Origin of the sequence: Glacieibacterium arshaanense (assembly GCF_004681125.1) — a bacterium.
Taxonomy (GTDB): domain Bacteria; phylum Pseudomonadota; class Alphaproteobacteria; order Sphingomonadales; family Sphingomonadaceae; genus Polymorphobacter_A; species Polymorphobacter_A arshaanense.
The window spans coordinates 688,294-704,858 of sequence record NZ_SIHO01000002.1; the positions used below are offsets into that span (position 1 = coordinate 688,294).

At 65.0% G+C, this 16,565-nt stretch carries 16 protein-coding genes and 1 tRNA gene; 7 read left to right on the forward strand and 10 right to left on the reverse strand.

The features are described 5' to 3' along the window. Positions 1–137: 137 nt before the first annotated feature. Positions 138–314 (reverse strand): hypothetical protein, encoded by a 177-nt coding sequence (locus EUV02_RS15655; RefSeq protein ID WP_166430581.1) that lies wholly within the window; start codon positions 312–314, stop codon positions 138–140. An 11-nt stretch (positions 315–325) separates the two neighbouring features. Next, a complete protein-coding gene (locus EUV02_RS09525) occupies positions 326–1,144 on the reverse strand; it encodes an MlaA family lipoprotein (RefSeq protein ID WP_166430582.1) in 819 nt (272 codons plus the stop codon). 120 nt (positions 1,145–1,264) lie between these two features. On the opposite strand from EUV02_RS09525, the gene EUV02_RS09530 reads away from it, so the two are divergent. The 4 genes from EUV02_RS09530 to metH are packed head-to-tail and all read left to right on the forward strand — an operon-like array spanning position 1,265 to position 6,861. Further along, entirely contained in the window at positions 1,265–2,248 is a 984-nt protein-coding gene (locus EUV02_RS09530) for an ArsR/SmtB family transcription factor (protein ID WP_135245997.1), read from the forward strand. Beyond that, positions 2,245–3,177 carry a methylenetetrahydrofolate reductase [NAD(P)H] gene (metF, locus tag EUV02_RS09535; RefSeq protein WP_135245998.1) on the forward strand — a complete coding sequence of 311 codons (933 nt, stop codon included), beginning with the start codon at positions 2,245–2,247 and terminating at the stop codon, positions 3,175–3,177. Before EUV02_RS09530 ends, metF begins: the two co-directional genes overlap by 4 nt. Next, complete coding sequence (locus EUV02_RS09540; protein WP_135245999.1) at positions 3,174–4,232, forward strand: homocysteine S-methyltransferase family protein; 1,059 nt, start codon at positions 3,174–3,176, stop codon at positions 4,230–4,232. The genes metF and EUV02_RS09540 overlap by 4 nt, the downstream gene beginning before the upstream one ends. A gap of 4 nt (positions 4,233–4,236) precedes the next feature. Further along, on the forward strand, positions 4,237–6,861 hold the full coding sequence (gene metH / locus EUV02_RS09545; protein WP_135246000.1) for a methionine synthase: 2,625 nt from the start codon (positions 4,237–4,239) through the stop codon (positions 6,859–6,861). 4 nt (positions 6,862–6,865) lie between these two features. On the opposite strand, the gene EUV02_RS15920 is transcribed toward metH, so the two are convergent. From EUV02_RS15920 to EUV02_RS09565, 4 genes are all read right to left on the reverse strand, one after another. Beyond that, positions 6,866–7,279 (reverse strand): GNAT family acetyltransferase, encoded by a 414-nt coding sequence (locus EUV02_RS15920; RefSeq protein ID WP_243445846.1) that lies wholly within the window; start codon positions 7,277–7,279, stop codon positions 6,866–6,868. Further along, positions 7,276–8,010, reverse strand: coding sequence for an arginyltransferase (locus EUV02_RS15925; RefSeq protein WP_135246001.1), 735 nt, complete (start codon positions 8,008–8,010; stop codon positions 7,276–7,278). The genes EUV02_RS15920 and EUV02_RS15925 overlap by 4 nt, the downstream gene beginning before the upstream one ends. An 89-nt stretch (positions 8,011–8,099) precedes the next feature. Next, positions 8,100–9,341 carry a threonine ammonia-lyase gene (locus EUV02_RS09560; protein ID WP_135246002.1) on the reverse strand — a complete coding sequence of 414 codons (1,242 nt, stop codon included), beginning with the start codon at positions 9,339–9,341 and terminating at the stop codon, positions 8,100–8,102. Positions 9,342–9,437: 96 nt separating this feature from the next. Then, on the reverse strand, positions 9,438–10,733 hold the full coding sequence (locus tag EUV02_RS09565) for a Y-family DNA polymerase (RefSeq protein WP_135246003.1): 1,296 nt from the start codon (positions 10,731–10,733) through the stop codon (positions 9,438–9,440). A 76-nt stretch (positions 10,734–10,809) separates the two neighbouring features. On the opposite strand from EUV02_RS09565, the gene EUV02_RS09570 reads away from it, so the two are divergent. Next, complete coding sequence (locus EUV02_RS09570) at positions 10,810–11,562, forward strand: queuosine precursor transporter (protein WP_135246004.1); 753 nt, start codon at positions 10,810–10,812, stop codon at positions 11,560–11,562. A 16-nt stretch (positions 11,563–11,578) separates the two neighbouring features. Next, the gene (locus tag EUV02_RS09575) at positions 11,579–12,043 is read left to right on the forward strand and encodes a GNAT family N-acetyltransferase (RefSeq protein WP_135246005.1); all 465 of its coding nucleotides are present in this window, start codon (positions 11,579–11,581) and stop codon (positions 12,041–12,043) included. Between the two features lie 8 nt (positions 12,044–12,051). Here the strand turns inward: EUV02_RS09575 and EUV02_RS09580 are convergent, their stop codons facing one another. Then, positions 12,052–12,897: a bestrophin-like domain gene (locus EUV02_RS09580; RefSeq protein ID WP_135246006.1), complete on the reverse strand. Its 846-nt coding sequence runs from the start codon at positions 12,895–12,897 to the stop codon at positions 12,052–12,054. A 243-nt stretch (positions 12,898–13,140) separates the two neighbouring features. Between EUV02_RS09580 and EUV02_RS09585 the strand changes: the two genes are divergently transcribed. After that, on the forward strand, positions 13,141–14,202 hold the full coding sequence (locus EUV02_RS09585) for a linear amide C-N hydrolase (RefSeq protein ID WP_166430583.1): 1,062 nt from the start codon (positions 13,141–13,143) through the stop codon (positions 14,200–14,202). 50 nt (positions 14,203–14,252) lie between these two features. Here EUV02_RS09585 and EUV02_RS09590 read toward each other — a convergent pair. From EUV02_RS09590 to EUV02_RS09600, 3 genes are all read right to left on the reverse strand, one after another. Continuing rightward, positions 14,253–14,326 (reverse strand) — tRNA-Gln (locus EUV02_RS09590). A 6-nt stretch (positions 14,327–14,332) separates the two neighbouring features. Continuing rightward, positions 14,333–15,553 (reverse strand): RtcB family protein, encoded by a 1,221-nt coding sequence (locus tag EUV02_RS09595; protein ID WP_135246008.1) that lies wholly within the window; start codon positions 15,551–15,553, stop codon positions 14,333–14,335. A gap of 230 nt (positions 15,554–15,783) precedes the next feature. Continuing rightward, positions 15,784–16,557 (reverse strand): COG4705 family protein, encoded by a 774-nt coding sequence (locus EUV02_RS09600; protein ID WP_135246009.1) that lies wholly within the window; start codon positions 16,555–16,557, stop codon positions 15,784–15,786. Positions 16,558–16,565 lie beyond the last annotated feature (8 nt).

Genomic DNA, 16,565 nt, shown 5'->3' on the forward strand with positions numbered 1-16,565 from the left:
CCCCACGCCTACAAATCGGGCCGCGTTCCTTCGGGAACGCGGCCCTTTTTCTTGAAATGCACGACAACACTGATTCAATCGGGTGCTGGCGTCACGCCTGCCCGCCGGCGGCCCTTGAAGGACCTTCTATTCCGGTACTATTTCGCTTTTGCGGGCTTGCTCGCGGCGGCAGCCTGCGCGGCATCGACATCGGCGACGGCCTTGCGGACCATCGCGCCCTCGGCGGATTTGTCGTCGACCGAGCCGGGTTCAGGGGCTTTGTTGCAGCCAGCGAGCGCGAGCAACAGGACGGTGGCAACGGGCAGCAACTTCATGCGCGTGTCCTTCAGGGCTGCTGGGTCGGTTTGGGCGCGTCGACGGGCTTGGGCTGCGGCGTTGCGCCCGGCGCCAGCGGTGCATCCTCGACCGGCGCATCCTCGTCATCGGGCATCGGTATCCCGCTCCAGATCTGTGCCTTGCGCCGCGACAGATAGGCAGCACGCACCGTCGCATACTCATCGAGACTGTCGGCGAGCGCCTGGTCGGCGCCGGCTTCGATCAGCTCGGCACGGGTGACGGTGGCCTTGGCGCCGAAGATGCCGATCGTCCAGTACGGGCCGATCGTGCTCAGCGCGTTGCGGATCATGTCGGCGGGGTCGAGCACGATGTCGGCGCCGAGCCCGGCGAAATCGAGCAGCGTGCGCGGCCCGAAAATCGGGAACATCATGTACGGGCCCGACGGGATGCCCCAATAGGCAAAGGTTTGGCCGAAATCTTCCTTTTCGCGCGGGCGGCCCATGTCGGTGGCATGGTCAGCGAGGCCACCGACGCCCAAGGTGCTGTTGATGATGAACCGGTCGAGCGTGCGGAACGCCTGGCTGACCTTGCCCTGCAGCACCGCGTTGGCGAACGACAGCGGTTCGAGATAGTTGTCATAGGCGTTGCCGATGCCGCGCCGGGCTGCTGCCGGCACGACCGCGCGGTAGCCCTGCGCCAGCGGTTTGAACGCGTATTTGTCGGCACGCTTGTTGAATTTGTAGATCTGCCGGTTCGTCGATTCCCACGGGTCGGCCTCGGCACGCGCCATGCTGCCCGGCCGCGGCGTTGCGCAGGCGCCGACCAGCACCAGCGAGAGCGCGGCGATCGAGGCGGGAATCAGGCGCATCAAAACCCTTTGGAAACGTTTATGCTGCGGTGCCACAGCCGCGCTGGAACAGCAAGTACGACCCCTGCCGGCGTGATGCGCAATTGACCGCATATAAAGATATGTTTATATCCCGCCGCGATGCAAACCGCGCTCGCCATATTCCGTGCCTTAGCCGATCCGACGCGGTTGCGCATGCTTTTGCTGGTGCGCGCCATGGAGCTGTCGGTGGGCGAACTCGCTGCCGTGCTGCGCCAGAGCCAGCCGCGCGTGTCGCGCCATGTCCGCATCCTCGCCGATGCCGGGCTGCTGCGCCGTTACAAGGAAGGCGCCTGGGTCTTCGTGCGGTTGGGCGACGCAGCCCTGACGGCGCCGGTGTGCACGGCGCTTGACGCATTGATGATTGGCGACGGGAGTTTCGCTGCCGCCGACCGCGCTCGCCTGACCGAAGTGCGCGCCGAGCGCGTCGCCGCCGCCAACGCCTATTTTGCCGCGCACGCCGACCAATGGGACGACATCCGCTCGCTGCATATCGCCGAGGATGTCGTCGAAAGCGCGATGCAAGCCGCACTCGGCGACCGGCCGGTCGGACGGCTGCTCGATATCGGCACCGGCACCGGCCGCATCATCGAACTGTTCGGCACGCGCGCCGCCAGCGCCATCGGCATCGACCGCTCGCCCGACATGTTGCGACTGGCGCGTGGCAAGCTCGAAGCTGCCGGGCTCGCCGATTGCGAGGTTCGCCAGGCCGACATGTATGCATTGCCGCGTCCCGATGGCTCCGCCGATACCGTGGTGCTGCACCAGGTGCTGCATTATGCGCAGACGCCGGCGCTAGCGGTGGCCGAAGCCGCGCGCGTGCTGTCGCCGGGCGGCCGGCTGCTCATCGTTGATTTCGCCCCGCATGCCCGCGAGGAACTGCGCACCCGCCACGCCCATGCCCGGCTCGGCTTTGAAGACGCGCAGGTCTGCGACTGGATGGCGGCGGCGGGGCTGGCGCCGCGCGTCGTCGAACATCTGCGCGGCGGGGCTACCGAGGCACTGACAGTGACACTGTGGCTCGGCGAGCGGCCCGGGGCTACCGCGACCAAGCCCCGTAATCAGGATCGAAAGGACGCCGCATGACGCTGACCCAGGCCGAGAAATACGAAGCGGCCCGCGCCCACGGTACGCCGCTGTTCGCCGATCTGCCCGGCGACATCGATATCAGCTTCGAATTCTTCCCGCCCAAGACGCCGGCGATGGAAACGACGCTATGGGAGTCGGTACAGACGCTGGCGCCGCTCAGCCCGCGCTTTGTTTCGGTAACCTACGGCGCCGGCGGCTCGACGCGCGAGCGCACGCACGCCACCGTCGAACGCATCGCGCGCGAAACCGACATCAAGCCCGCCGCACACCTGACTTGTGTCGATGCGTCGCGCGAAGAAATCGATGCGATTGCCCGCGGCTATTGGGATGCCGGCGTCCGCCACATCGTGGCGCTGCGGGGTGACCCGCCGCGCGCCGGCGAAAAGTTTGTCGCGCGTCCCGATGGCTATGCCAGTGCAGCCGAACTGGTCGAAGGCCTGAAGCGCGTCGCCGACTTCGAACTGTCGGTCAGCGCCTATCCCGAGCGCCACCCCGACGCCGCGACCGCGACCGCCGACATTGAAAATTTGAAGCGCAAGATCGATGCTGGTGCGGTGCGTGGCATCAGCCAGTTCTTCTTCGAACCCGACACCTTCTTCCGCTTCCGCGACGCCGCCGCTGCCGCCGGCATCACCGCCGAACTGGTGCCGGGCATCCTGCCGGTCAGCAACTTCGCCATGCTGAAGAAGATGGCGGCGAGCTGCGCCACTCACATCCCCGACTGGATGGGGCGGCTGTTCGAAGGGCTCGATGACAAGCCCGCCGCGCGCCAGCTCGTCGCTGCGACCGTTGCCGCCGAACAGTGCCGGCGGCTCTATGCCGGCGGCGTCCGCCAGTTCCATTTCTACACGCTAAACCGCGCCGAGCTCGCCTATGCGATCAGTCACATGCTCGGTGTGCGCCCGAAAGTGAGTGAAGGCCAATGAACAAGCCCAGCGAAGCCGCCGCGCGTTTCCGTGCCGAAGCCGCCAAGCGCATCCTCGTTACCGATGGCGCCTGGGGCACAATGATACAGACCTTCGGGCTGGCCGAGGCCGACTATGCCGGCACGCTGGGGCTCAGCCATGAGCAGAAGGGCAACAACGACATGTTGTGCCTGACGCGTCCGGATATCATCGAGAAGATTACGCAGGGCTATCTCGATGCGGGCTCGGACATCGTCTCGACCAACACCTTCTCGTCGACGACGATTAGCCAGGCCGACTACGGCGCCGAGCATCTGGTGCGCGAACTCAACCTCGCCGCTGCTGGCATTGCCCGCCGGGCCGCCGATGCGGCGCAGGCCAAGGACGGCCGGCCGCGCTTTGTCGCCGGCGCGCTCGGGCCGACGAACAAGACGCTATCGCTGTCGCCCGATGTCAACGATCCGGGCTTCCGCGAAGTCGATTACGACCAGGTCAAGGACGTCTACACGCAGCAGATCCAGGCGCTGCTCGACGGCGGCGTCGATTTCATCCTGATCGAAACGATCTTCGATACGCTCAATGCCAAGGCGGCGATCATGGCAGTGCTAGAGGAAAGCGACCGCCGCGGCGTCGAAATCCCGATCATGATTTCGATGACGATCACCGACATGTCCGGCCGCAACCTTTCAGGCCATGCCATCGATGCGTTCTGGTGGGCGGTGCGCCACGCCAAGCCGCTGACCGTCGGACTCAATTGCTCGTTCGGCGCCGACTTGCTGCGCCCGCACGTACAATTGCTGTCGGGTATCGCCGACACGCTGCTGATGTCCTATCCCAACGCCGGCCTGCCCAACGAGCTCGGCCAGTATGATGAACTGCCGGCGCGCACAGGTCACCTTGTCGAGGAGTGGGCGAAGGAAGGCCTGATCAACGTCATTGGCGGCTGCTGCGGCACGACGCCGGGGCACATCAAGGCGATGGCCGATGCGGTGCGCGGCTATCCGCCGCGTGTCGTTCCGACGCTTCCCGTCGCGACCCGGCTTGCCGGTCTCGACCCCATGATTCTGGCGGCCTGAACCTATGACCACAACTTCGAGTGCGACGTTCGTCAACATCGGCGAGCGCACCAACGTCACCGGCTCGGCACGCTTCAAGAAGCTGATCATGGCGGGCGATTACACGTCGGCCGTCGAAGTCGCGCGCCAGCAGGTTGAAAGCGGCGCGCAGGTGCTCGACGTCAATATGGACGAAGGCCTGCTCGACGCGCAGTTCGCGATGACGACCTTCCTCAAGCTGATCGCCGCCGAGCCTGATATCGCGCGGATTCCGATCATGGTCGACAGCTCGAAGTGGAGCGTCATTGAAGCCGGGCTGAAGTGCGTTTCGGGCAAGCCGATCGTCAATTCGATCAGCATGAAGGAAGGCGAGGCGGCGTTCCTCGAACACGCGAAAAAGGTGCAGCGCTACGGTGCCGCCGTGGTCGTGATGGCGTTCGACGAAATGGGCCAAGCAGACACCTGCGCGCGCAAGGTCGAAATCTGTGAACGCGCCTACAAATTGCTCACCGAAAATGGCTTCCCGCCCGAAGACATCATCTTCGACCCGAACATCTTCGCGGTGGCGACGGGAATCGAGGAGCACAACAATTATGGCGTCGATTTCATCGAAGCCTGCAAGCAGATCCGCGTCCGCTGCCCGCACGCGCATATCTCGGGCGGGCTGTCGAACCTGAGCTTCAGCTTCCGCGGCAACGAACCGGTGCGCCGCGCGATGCACTCGATCTTCCTCTACCACGCGATCCCCGCCGGGCTCGACATGGCGATCGTCAACGCCGGCCAGCTCGATGTCTATGACACGATCGACCCCGAACTGCGCGAAGCCTGCGAGGACGTCGTGCTCAACCGGCGCGCTGATGCCACCGACCGGCTGCTCGAAATTGCCGACCGCTTCAAGGGTGACGGCTCGGTCGCTGAGAAGGCCAGCGAGGAATGGCGCTCGCTGCCGGTCGCCAAGCGTCTCGAGCACGCACTGATCAAGGGTCTCGATGCGCATGTCGTCGCCGATACCGAGGAAGCGCGGCTGGTCGCCGTGCGCCCGATCGACGTCATCGAAGGCCCGTTGATGGACGGCATGAACGTCGTCGGCGACCTGTTCGGCGCCGGCAAGATGTTCCTGCCGCAGGTCGTCAAATCGGCACGCGTCATGAAGAAGGCCGTCGCGCACCTGCTGCCCTTTATCGAAGCCGAAAAGGCCGAGGGCGCGCAGGCCAAGGGCAAGATCATCATGGCCACTGTTAAGGGCGACGTGCACGACATCGGCAAAAACATCGTCGGCGTTGTGCTCCAGTGCAACAATTTCGAAGTCATCGACCTCGGCGTCATGGTGCCGTGGATGACCATCCTCGCCGCCGCCAACGAACACGGCGCCGACATGATCGGCCTGTCGGGGCTGATCACGCCGTCGCTCGACGAGATGGTGACCGTTGCGGCCGAAATGCAGCGCGCCGGCATGACGATGCCGCTGCTCATCGGCGGTGCCACCACCAGTCGCGTCCACACCGCGCTGCGCATCGAACCGGCCTACAAGGGTCCGGTCATCCACGTCCTCGATGCCAGCCGTGCGGTTGGTGTCGCGGGGGCGCTGGTGTCCGATTCGCCGGCGATCCGCAGCGAGCTCGTCGACCGCACGGTCGCCGAATATGAAGCCATCCGCGTCGCGCGCGCCAACAAGGGCGACACCAAGCTGGCGACGATTGCGGCGGCGCGTGCCAACGCTTACGCTCCCGATTTCGCCAAGCACCCGCCGGTAGCGCCCAAGACGCTCGGCACGCTGGCGCTCGACGACTATCCGCTTGAAGAACTGGTACCCTACATCGACTGGACGCCGTTCTTCCGCGCCTGGGAACTCGCGGGCAACTATCCGGCCATCCTGACCGATCCGGTCGTCGGCGAAAGCGCGACGAGCCTGTTCAAGGATGCGCAGGCGATGCTGACGAAGATCGTCGACGAAAAGTGGCTGACCGCGCGCGCCGCGCTCGGTTTCTGGCCGGCGAAACGCGACGGCGACGACGTGCTGCTGTTCACCGACGCAAGCCGCACCACCGAGCTGGCGCGCGTGCCGTTCCTGCGCCAGCAGGTCGTCAAGCGCGACGGCGTGCCCAACCGCAGTCTCGCCGATTTCGTCTCGCCCGATGGCGACTGGCTTGGCGGCTTCGCGGTGACCGCGGGGCAGGGCATCGATGCACATCTGGCGCGCTTCAAGGCCGACAATGACGACTATTCGGACATATTGCTCAAGGCGCTCGCCGACCGGCTGGCCGAAGCTTTCGCCGAACATCTCCACGAACGCGTGCGCAAGGAGTTTTGGGGCTATGCCCCCGATGAAATGTTGACCAGCGAAGACCTGATCCGCGAAAAATACCAGGGCATCCGCCCTGCGCCGGGCTATCCGGCATGCCCAGATCACAGCCCGAAGCGCCAGCTGTTCGACCTGCTCGACGCCACTGCAAAGACCGGCATCGAGCTCACCGAAAGCTTCGCGATGACGCCGACAGCGGCAGTGTCGGGCTATTATTTCGCGCATCCCGAAAGCAGCTATTTCGGCGTCGCCCGCATCGGCAGCGATCAGGTCGCGGACTATGCCGCACGGCGCGGCGTGTCGGTCGAGCAAGCGGAGACGTGGCTACGCCCGAATCTGGAAGACTAGGGCGTCAGTCGAGCCGCTTCGCCAGCGTCACCACGTCGTTCAACTCGTAGCCCAGGCGCGCGTAAAACCCGCGCGCCTGGGCGTTGTCGCCGCGCACCATCAGGTTGAGTTTCGGGCAGCCGCGCCTGGCGAGCCAGTCTTCGGCAGCCGCCATCATCAGGCGCCCCAGCCCGCCGCGCTGCCGCACCGGGTCGACCGCGAGGTAATAGACCCAGCCGCGGTGGCCATCGTCGCCGACCATCACGGTTGCGACCAACGCACCACCGTCGCGCAGGCCAAGCACCGCCGATGCCGGCCCGGCGAGCGCGCGGGCGAAATCGGCATGCGTGTCGTTCCAAGGTCGCGTCAGTCCCGCCGCCTGCCACAGCGCCACCGCCGCGTCAGCATCAGCGGCGGCCAGCACTTCGACAGCACTCACTGCGCGCGCCGCCAGCCTCCGGCGGTAAGCTTTTCGATCGGCTTGAAGCGTGTCTTGTAATCCATCCGCGAACAGCCCTCGATCCAATAGCCGAGGTAGACATAGGGCAGCCCCGCCGCGGCAGCGCGGGTGATGTGGTCGGCGATGATGAAAGTGCCGAGACCCGGGCGTTCGGGAATGTCGGTGGCATAGAAGCTGTAGACCATCGACAGCCCGTCGCTCTGCTTGTCGGTCAGGCAAGCGCCGACCAGCCGGCCCGGCATGCCGTCGACCGACGGCTCGCGGTATTCGATGACGACGGTATCCACCGGCGTCTGTTCGATCATGTCGGAGAAGTCGAACGCGTCCATTTCGGCCATGCCGCCATCGGGGTGGCGGTCGCCGAGATAGCGCCGCAGCAGCGCGAACTGTTCCTCGGTCGACCATGGCGCGCAGGCGCTCACTTCAAGATCGGCGTGGCGCTTCATCAGGCGTTTTTGGGTGGCGTTGAGTTTGAATTCGGGGGCGATGACGCGCACCGACACGCAGGCGCTGCAATTGTCGCAGCTCGGCCGGTAAACGACGTTCTGGCTGCGCCGGAAACCGATGCGCGCCAGCGCCTCGTGCATCGCGGCACCGTCATTGCCCTTCAGCTCGGTGAACACCTTGCGTTCGGTCCGACCCGGTATGTAGGGGCAGGGCGACGGCGCGGTCACAAAGAAGCGCGGGAAACGGAAAGTCTGGTCGGTCACGTAAGTCGCAGGCCTCGCACTGGCGTCAGGGACGTTAACGACAGTTTGGCGCGAATGATGCGTTCAAGCAAGTGCGGCTATGGGCCGGCCTAGTCGAGCTCCATATTCCGAACTTCATACCCCGCGCCACGCAGCGCCTCGACCAGCCGGTCCAGATGATCACGGTCGCGCGTTTCGCATTCGATGTCGGTGATCAGGCCCTTCGCCGGCAGGTTAGTGAACACCCGCTGATGGTAGACTTCGAGGATGTTGACCTGCTGCTGGTCGAAAATCCGCGCGACTTCGAACAACTGGCCGGGGCGGTCCTTGAGGCGGATGCGCAGCCGCGCCAGCCGGCCCGAGCGCGCCAGGTCGCGCAGCAGCACGTTCGCCAGCAACCGCGTATCGATATTGCCGCCGCATAGCACCAGCCCGACCTTGCGGCCGCGGAAGCGGTGCGGGTGCGCCAGCATCGCCGCAAGGCCGGCAGCGCCTGCACCTTCGACAACGGTCTTTTCGATGTTGAGCAGCATCGCCAGCGCCTTTTCGAGGTCGCGTTCGCCGACCAGCACGACGTCATCGACCAGCGCCTTGACGACTTCGAACGTCAGCTTGCCGGGCTCCTTGACGGCGATGCCTTCGGCGAGCGTGTCGCCGTCGCAGGCGGCGCTCTGGCCGCGCAGCTTGGCATACATCGATGCGTAGAGCTCGGCTTGCACGCCGATGACTTCGATCGCCGGGTTTATGTGCTTGGCCGCAGTCGCCATGCCCGAGATCAGCCCGCCGCCGCCGATCGGCACGACCAGCGTATCGATTTCGGGCGCGTCCTCGAGCATTTCGAGCGCGACGGTGCCCTGGCCCGCCATCACCAGCGCGTCATCGAACGGCGGCACATAGACCAGGTTGCGCTGCGCCGCGACGGTGTGCGCATAGGCACTCGCTTCGTCGAAGCTTTCGCCGTGCAGGATCACGATGGCGCCATGGCCTTCGGTCTGCTTGACCTTCACCACCGGCGCGAAACGCGGCATGACGATGGTAGCGGGAATCCCCAGCCGCTTGGCGTGATACGACAGCCCCTGCGCATGATTGCCCGCCGACGCCGCAATGACGCCGCGCGCCCGCTGTTCGGCATTGAGTGACATCAGCTTGTTAAGCGCACCGCGCTCCTTGTAGGCGGCGGTGAACTGCAGATTTTCGAACTTCAGCCAGACATCGGCATTGGTCAGTTCGCTCAGCGTTTGCGACCGCAGGCACGGCGTGCGGATGACGTTGCTGCCAATCGCCGCACGCGCGGCAACGACATCTTCGTAACAGATCGGCAGGCTGGTCACGGCCTCGGCAAGCGCAGTCATGGGTTGGTCTTTCGTCAGTGTCGCTCGCGGCTTTAACGGTTGCGGCGCGCGTTTCCTACCCCTTGCGCGAATCGCGGTGCCGATGCGTGCGCCGAATTACTCGTTGAACTCCGCTAGGTCGGGGATTCGCGTGAAGGCAATCGCCGGGCCCTTCGACTTCGTGCCGCCGCGCGCATCGTGGCCGACGGTCACCGCATCGCGGCCGAAGCGTTTGTTCATCCGGTCCATCGCCTCGCTCAGCGCGAGGCGCTTGGCGGTCGCACGCGGCGCCGGTTCAGCGTCGAACAGGTCGATCTGCGTCGCGCCGACCGGCACCAGGTCGAGCAAGGTCACCGCGACCTGGACATAGCGCCGTGCCACGAACTCGCTGCGCATCTGCGTCCACAATTCATCGAGCGCCGCGAGCAGCGTGAAATTGTCCTGCACGTGCAGCAGCTTCTTGCCCTCGGACCATTTGTCGTCGCGGCTGCGCGTCTCACGCGGCACTTCGGCGCGCACTGTCAGCACCAGCGCGCCGGTGCTGCGTTCCATACGTCGCAGGCGGGTTGCGGCCTTGACCAGCAAGCGACGCGCTACCAGCCGCGCGGCATCGGGCGGGCGCAGGTCAGGCGCCAGCACATGGCTATGGCCGATGCTGCGCGTGACGGTCGGGATTTCGGGCAGGTCGTGGCCCTTGAGCAGCCAGTGCAGCCGCTCGCCCCAGACGCTGCCCCACACCGAGCGCGCCTCGCGCGGGTCGAGCGCCAGGATGCGCGCGACATCGACAATGCCCGCCGCCGCCAGCCGCTTTTCCATGTTGCGGCCGACGCCGGGAATGTCGCCGGGCTTTAGCGTCCGCAACCGGTCGGCGAGTTCGGCTTCGGGCAATATGGTCAGCCCGTCGGGCTTCTTCATGTCGGCGGCAATCTTGGCGAGGAAGCGGTTGGGTGCGACGCCGATCGAGCCCTTGATGAATTCACCGACGTTCGCCGCCAGCCCGGCCTTGATGCGCGCCGACAGCGCAGTCACTGCCTCGACGCTGTTTTCATTGTCCATCAACCGGCACGCGACCTCGTCGATCGAACACACCGCGGTGACCGGCACATGGCGTTCGACTTCGGCGATGACTTCATGGTGGTAGCGCACATATTCGCCGTGGCGCGCCGGCACGATGACGACGTCGCGGCACAGTTCCTTGGCCCTCCAGATCGGCGTGCCGGTTTTGATGCCGAACGCCTTCGCCTCATAGCTCGCGGCAATCGCGCTGGTGCTGTCGGTCATCACCGGCGACACCACAACGGGGCGCCCACGCAGCGCCGGATCAAGCTGCTGCTCGACACTGGCGAAATAGGAATTGAGATCGAGATAGAGCCAGCGCAATGGCTTGGCATCCTCTGATCCGGTGGCGTTCATGCCAGCAAATATAACCGATTCGCGAACATAATGCGAACGATTGCGCGCCGCCAAATCGCCTGTTAGCGTGGGTGTCATGACACTTTCAGCTGAACAAGAACCCGAGGGTATCCGCGCTGTCAACGCGAGCACGGTCGAAGGCCACCGCTTCCGTTACTATGACTTCGCGATGGCAGCGTTCTGCACCATCCTGATCTGCTCGAACCTGATCGGCGCGGGCAAGGCTGCGACGCTCGACCTGCCGCTGTACGGACCCGTCGTGTTCGGCGCCGGCATATTGTTTTTCCCGCTGAGCTATGTACTCGGCGACGTGCTCACCGAAGTCTATGGTTATGCGCGCGCCCGCCGCGTCGTTTGGGCGGGCTTTGGCGCGTCACTGTTCGCGGCGTTCATGGCGTGGGCGGTGGTCACGATGCCGCCGGCGCCCGACTGGACCGGGCAGGACGCCCTCGCTGCGGTGTTCGGGCAAGTGCCGCGCATCTTCCTCGCGTCGATTCTGGCATTCTGGGCCGGCGAAATCGCCAACGCCTTTGTGCTGGCGCGGATGAAGGTGCTGACCAAGGGCCGCTGGCTGTGGACACGCACCATCGGCTCGACGGTGGTAGGCCAAGGGGTGGACAGCCTGATCTTCTATCCGCTGGCCTTCCTCGGCGTCTGGCAGACAAGTCTCGTCATCCAGGTGATGGTCACCAACTATCTGCTCAAGGTGCTGTGGGAAATCGTGCTGACGCCGCTGACCTACAAGATTGTTGCGTGGTTCAAACGCGCCGAAGGCCTCGACATTTACGACACCACCACCGACTTCACGCCCTTCCGCACCAAGGTCTGACGCAGCACCGTTCGCCATGCCAGCTGCACTGAAGATCCGGCCCTATGCGGCCGAAGACTGGGACGCGATCTGTGCTGTCCATGACGCCGCGCGCCATGACGAACTGCGCCATTCGGCCGGCGAAGCGGCCTACCTGCCGCTCGCCGATACCTACGAAAACGAAGCGCTGTTTGCCGCGCGCGTCGATGTCGGCGTTGCGGACGGCGAGGTGGCGGGCTTCGTGGCGTTTTCGCCGGCCGAGCTGACGTGGCTCTATGTTCATCCCGCGCACTACGGCAAGGGCTATGGCCGGGCGCTGCTGCGCCATGCGATTGCGCAGGCCGGGCCGGTGATCGACACCGAAGTTCTGGTCGGCAATGCGCCGGCGCTGGCGCTGTATCTGTCCGAAGGCTTCACCGTTATCGAACACAGCCACGGGCGGCTGGCCGGCAACGAAGGCTTTACCGCATCGGGGCTGGTGCTGCGGCGCCAGCGCGTCTGAACGCGGCGCTATTCGGTTTCCGGCTTTTCGAGCCAGCGGTCATAAGTGCCCGGCGGCGTGTTCGCCATCGACGCCTGCAGCCGCTGCATCGGTAGCTGGTTTTCAACGATGCCGCCGCCGGTCGGCCGGTCGATGTCGACGGTCATCATCAGCGACATCAGGATCAACATCAGCAGCACGCCCGCGGCGATCAAACCGCGCCGGCCCGACACAGTATAGCCGAGCGATCCTGCGGTCACGATGATATAGATGAACAGCACGCCGAACACTTCGGCGGGCACCTTGGCTTGCCGCGATGATTTGCGCTCCTCGTCGAGGTCGATGACGGCGTTGATCGAATCGAGGTAGGCGCTCGAAAAGTCGAGGCCCTTGATCGTCGGAAACGCCGCGACGGTAGCGGTCCACAAATCGGTCAGCAGCTGGTCATTTGCAGCAAGCATCGTCCGCGCCCGCGCCGGTGGCGCACTGGCCAATATGATGCGCTGGTCGGTGTAAGCTTTGAGCAGCCCTGAAATGCGCGCGCGATGCGGCTCTGGTAGCAACTGGGTGCGCAGATAGGCGGTGCCGATGGCATTGGCTTCGGTGATGACCAGCTCGCGCCGATCCTCGAAGCGGTCGACCGCCAGCGCAAACGTAAAGCCCATCAGCAGCGCCAGCAGCCCGAGCACGGCGGAAGTGATATAGCCTTCCTGGCCGTCGACACCGGTGGGCGTGTCGTCGCGGCGGCTGCGGCGGCGGTCCTGATGCTGGCGCAACCGGTTGGCACCGACGGCCGCAAGTCCCATCAGCACCAGGATGATGCTGCCCATCAGCACGATGCTGGTGTTTTCCAGCAGGATTGCAAAACCCGTCATGCCGCGCTCCCCGTTGCCGCGCCAATGCCCGCCGCCATGCTAGTCGCACGGCGGCGGCGTGCAACCGCATTTGCGTGCGGCGATACTTAAGAACCTCGATTCCATGCCGTTCTGATTCCGGACAACGCGTGTGCGGACATTACGTATATTGCAAACCGGCTTCGTGACCTACGCTCCGGATTGATTGCAGAGCAGCAGAGCGGAACGATTGCCATGACTCGTAGGACTTTGACGCGCAGCTTCGTGCAAACTGCCCTGGCGTGCGCCACCGGGTTGGCGCTGCTCGCGCAGCCCGCGCTGGCGTGCACCTCGCTGGTGTTGGCCGCCAACGACGGCGGGCGCATCTATGGCCGGACGATGGAGTTCGGCATTCCGCTGCACTCCCAGGCGATGAAGATGCCGCGCGGCTTTGCCAATGTCGGCATCGGCCCCGATGGCACGCCCGGCAAGGGCAAGAGCTGGAACTCGAAATATGCGGTCATTGGTGCCAATGTCTTCGGCATGCCGTTCTACGTCGATGGCATGAACGAAGCCGGGCTCGCCGGCGGCATGCTTAACGCGCCGAACACCGCGCAGTACCAGGATGTGCCGGCGGGGCAGGAAGCCAACAGCATCGCGCCGCAGCAACTGCTGACCTATGTGCTGACCAATTTCGCCACCGTCGGCGAAGTGCGTGAGGCGCTCGGCAAGATGTACGTCAGCAACGCACCGATGAAGGCATGGGGCGGTGTGCCGCGCGCCCACATGACGCTGCATGACGCTGCCGGCGGCAGCATCGTCGTCGAATATCTCGGCGGGCAACTAGTGATCAACGACAATGTCATCGGCGTAATGACCAACGATCCGGCGTTCACCTGGCATCTGGCGAACATCGGTAACTATGCCAACCTCAGCGGGCTCGACAAGAAGCCGCTCACCGTCAACGGCCATACGTTCCCGCCGGCGAGCTCGGGCAACGGCCTGCACGGCATCCCCGGCAGCATGCTCAGCCCCGACCGCTTCGTGCGCGCGTCATTGTATGTGCTCAACACGCCGACCGATGCCACCACTGATGTGCAGAAGGCCCGCGTCTGGCATATCCTGAACAACTTCGACATCCCGTACGGGTCGATCTACCTCGATGCGTCGAGCGGCTATGGCGGCGGCGCCAATGCCTATGAATTCACCGAATGGACCGTCGTCGCCGACTTGAAGAACAAGACCTACAGCATCCGCTCGTTCGAAAATCCGCAGATCATGACGCTCGACTTCAAGGGCTTCGACCTGAACGGCAAGACTGTGACCAACCTGCCTTTGCTGAAGTGATCGCTTAGCTGGCCGGGCGCTCCGCCGGCGCGCAAGCGCAGTTGCGCCGGTGGATGCCCCGCGAGGGTTCGAACCTCGGTCTCCGCGGCCAAAACGCGGCGTGCTGCCTCTGCACCACGGGGCAAAAGACTCAGCCCTTGACGTTGACGACCTGTCGCAGCCGGTGGCGGATCGTCACCAGGTCGCTTTGCGCGGCCATCACCGCGCCAATGTCCTTGTAGGCGGCGGGGCTTTCATCGATGACGTCCTTGTCAAGCCGCGCTTCGATGCCGGTCATCGCCGCCGCATGGTCGGCAAGGCTGATGGACTTCTTGGCCGCGCCCCGCGACATCTTGCGGCCCGCGCCATGGCTGCACGACTGGAAGCTGGCGGGATTGCCCAGCCCTTCGACGATGAACGAGCCGGTGCCCATGCTGCCCGGAATGATGCCGAGGTCGCCCACCCGCGCCCGTACCGCGCCCTTGCGCGTCACCAGCACATTTTCGCCGAAATGCGCTTCGCGGCTGACGTAATTGTGGTGGCAGTTGACGGCTTCCTCGGTCACCGCGAACGCCGGCAGGAACGGCGCGATGGCGCGCAGCACCGCCGCCATCATCAGCTCGCGGTTGACGCGGGCATAGCGCTGCGCCCAGCTGACGGCTGCCCAATAGTCATCGAAATGGTCGGTGCCTTCGGGGAAATAGCCGAGGTCGGCATCGGGCAGGTTGATAAACCACTTGCGCATGTCCTGCTTCGCCAGCTCGATGAAATAGCTGCCGAAGCGGTTGCCGACGCCGCGCGAGCCGCTATGCAGCATCACCCATAGCGCGTCGCTTTCATCGAGGCAGACCTCGATGAAATGATTGCCGGTGCCGAGCGAGCCGAGGTGGTTCGCGGTGTTAAATGCCTTGGCGCGCGGATGCTTTTCGATGATCGCGTCATATTCGGCCGCCATCGTGCGCCACGCCTGCGCCTGCGCTTCGGGGACATTGTGCCACGCGCCGCGGTCGCCGCGGCCGCCGTTGTCGGTGCGGCCGTGCGGTACCGCCTTTTCGATGGCGGTGCGCATCGCATGCAGGTTGTCGGGCAGCTGGTCGGCGCGGGCGGTGGTGCGCACCGCCATCATGCCGCACCCGATGTCGACACCGACCGCGGCGGGAATGATCGCGCCCTTGGTGGCGATGACGCTGCCGATGGTGGCGCCCTGGCCCCAGTGGACGTCGGGCATGCCGGCGATATGGCCGTGGATGAACGGCAGGCTGGCGACATTGCGCAGCTGGTCCATGGCCTGCGGCTCGAACGGCAGATGGCTGTCCCACAGCTTGAGCGGGGCGCCGGCGGTCAGGTGGTGCGAATAAAGCTGGGTGGTCATGGGTCGTCTCCCTGATGGACTGGATCAGGGGCGCGTCGCCGGTAGGAGAGGGTGGAGTCCGCGTGTCTGGTCGCGGTTCAAACTGTCTGCTGCTGCGCTGCGCCCCGGTGCGACGGGCGCAGCACAAAGGCTGCTACCGCCGCGAGGTGGTTGGCCTTTTTTGACTCAATATGGTGCAGTAAGCAGTCATGGCGGCGGCGAATATGCCCGTCGCGCCGACTTGGCAAGCGTTAATTTCGCGCAACGCTTTCGCTGCCGCGGCGGCGGTGGACCAGCGCATAGACAATGACAAACACCAGCCCGAGCCCGGCCGAGGCCACAAACGTGCCCAGCCCGAGCCCGCCTTCCGCCTGTTCTTTGGTCAGGAAATCGCCCGCTGTCGCCCCGAGCGGATGGACGATGACGATCGCCGCCCAGTAGAAGATTTCCTTCTGGTTGGGGGCGAAGCGCTGCAGCCCCGCGACCAACGTCAGCAGTACCGCCAGTAGCGCCGAAGAGCCGGCAAAGCCCAGCCCCGATTCGTCGGCGATATAGTCGCCGAACGCCGTGCCAAGCGTGCTCGCGACCAGAATGCCGACCCAGTAGAGCACTTCGGACGACTTCGGCAGGCGCCCGGTTTCGGTCAGCCGGCTGCCGCTGAACTTCCACGCCGCGAACACCAGCGCCAGCACGCCAAGCAGCAGTGCCGAGCCCGACGCATAGCCCAGTTCGAACGTTCGCGTCATGGCGTCGGCGATCGTCGTGCCGGTGGTGCTGGTGGCGATGATCACCGCCCAGTAATAGGCGGGCTGGTCGCCGGGGCTGCGCACTTGGAAGAACAGCGCGACGGCGAATAGCGCAAGGAAGATCGCGGTGGCGGCCAGATAGCCGAGGTTGAGCCCCATCGACAGCATGTCGCCGCCGGTCTCGCCGAAGATCGTCGCGGCAATCAGCAGCAGCCAATAATAGCCGTCGAGCTTCGGGATTTTGCGGAAGGGCGAGGTCAGCGCGATGTTGTCGGTCATGTTTCCCC

Bases quoted from the DNA above. Each gene is read 5' to 3' on its own strand.
- EUV02_RS15655 (WP_166430581.1), bottom strand. From the start codon at position 314: ATGAAGTTGCTGCCCGTTGCCACCGTCCTGTTGCTCGCGCTCGCTGGC.
- EUV02_RS09560 (WP_135246002.1), bottom strand. From the start codon at position 9,341: ATGACTGCGCTTGCCGAGGCCGTGACCAGCCTGCCGATCTGTTACGAA.
- metF (WP_135245998.1), top strand. From the start codon at position 2,245: ATGACGCTGACCCAGGCCGAGAAATACGAAGCGGCCCGCGCCCACGGT.
- EUV02_RS09540 (WP_135245999.1), top strand. From the start codon at position 3,174: ATGAACAAGCCCAGCGAAGCCGCCGCGCGTTTCCGTGCCGAAGCCGCC.
- EUV02_RS09580 (WP_135246006.1), bottom strand. From the start codon at position 12,897: ATGACGGGTTTTGCAATCCTGCTGGAAAACACCAGCATCGTGCTGATG.
- EUV02_RS09530 (WP_135245997.1), top strand. From the start codon at position 1,265: ATGCAAACCGCGCTCGCCATATTCCGTGCCTTAGCCGATCCGACGCGG.
- EUV02_RS09575 (WP_135246005.1), top strand. From the start codon at position 11,579: ATGCCAGCTGCACTGAAGATCCGGCCCTATGCGGCCGAAGACTGGGAC.
- EUV02_RS09565 (WP_135246003.1), bottom strand. From the start codon at position 10,733: ATGAACGCCACCGGATCAGAGGATGCCAAGCCATTGCGCTGGCTCTAT.
- EUV02_RS09525 (WP_166430582.1), bottom strand. From the start codon at position 1,144: ATGCGCCTGATTCCCGCCTCGATCGCCGCGCTCTCGCTGGTGCTGGTC.
- EUV02_RS09570 (WP_135246004.1), top strand. From the start codon at position 10,810: ATGACACTTTCAGCTGAACAAGAACCCGAGGGTATCCGCGCTGTCAAC.
- EUV02_RS09595 (WP_135246008.1), bottom strand. From the start codon at position 15,553: ATGACCACCCAGCTTTATTCGCACCACCTGACCGCCGGCGCCCCGCTC.
- EUV02_RS09600 (WP_135246009.1), bottom strand. From the start codon at position 16,557: ATGACCGACAACATCGCGCTGACCTCGCCCTTCCGCAAAATCCCGAAG.
- metH (WP_135246000.1), top strand. From the start codon at position 4,237: ATGACCACAACTTCGAGTGCGACGTTCGTCAACATCGGCGAGCGCACC.